At 60.9% G+C, this 786-nt stretch carries 1 protein-coding gene; it reads right to left on the bottom strand.

The features are described from left to right. A partial coding sequence (locus YH3_RS34700) for an IS256 family transposase (RefSeq protein WP_154100430.1) occupies positions 1–786 on the bottom strand: 786 nt, incomplete at both ends.

Raw genomic sequence — 786 nt, forward strand, 5'->3', positions numbered from 1 at the left:
CAGTAAGTTTCCGATCCCGGCCAACGATCGGCGAACGTGATCGCAAACGCGTTCAGAGCAGGCTTCCACCTCGTTATCCATCGTGCCTGGCCCTTGCCTGTCGGGTCCAGTGAACGCGTCACCAGATAGAGGCACTTGAGCGCAGCAGCCTCGGTGGGAAAATGGCCACGAGCCTTGACAGCCCGCCGGTATCGGGCATTCAAGGACTCAATCGCGTTGGTAGAGCACAGCACTCGCCGTATCTCGGTGTCGTAATCCAGGAACGGGATGAACTCCTGCCAGGCGTTGTTCCACAATCGGATGATCGCCGGATACTGCTTGCCCCAACGGTCTGCGAGATCGTCGAACGCTGCCCGCGCTGCCGTCTCGGTCGGTGCGGTGTAGATCGGCTTGAGATCGTGCTTGAGCGCATCCCAGTGCTGCCGCGACGACAGTCGAAACGTGTTTCGGATCAAATGGATTACACACGTTTGGACCGTCGCGGCCGGCCACACGTTCTCGACGACCTCCGGTAGACCTTTCAATCCGTCGCAGACCAGGAAGAACACGTCCCGGGTGCCCCGATTTCGAATGTCGGTCAAGACGGACATCCAGAATTTGGCGCCTTCGCCGCCGGTGCCGGCCCACAATCCGAGCACATCACGGTGTCCGTCGAGACTGACGCCGATCGCGGCATAGATCGGCCGGTTCGCGACCTGCCCGTCCCGGACTTTGACGACTATCGCGTCGATGAAGATCGCCGCGTACACCTCGTCGAGCGGACGGGCAGACCAGTCCTGCATCTCC

The organism is Rhodococcus sp. YH3-3 (assembly GCF_001653035.1).
Taxonomy (GTDB): Bacteria; Actinomycetota; Actinomycetes; order Mycobacteriales; family Mycobacteriaceae; genus Rhodococcus_F; species Rhodococcus_F qingshengii.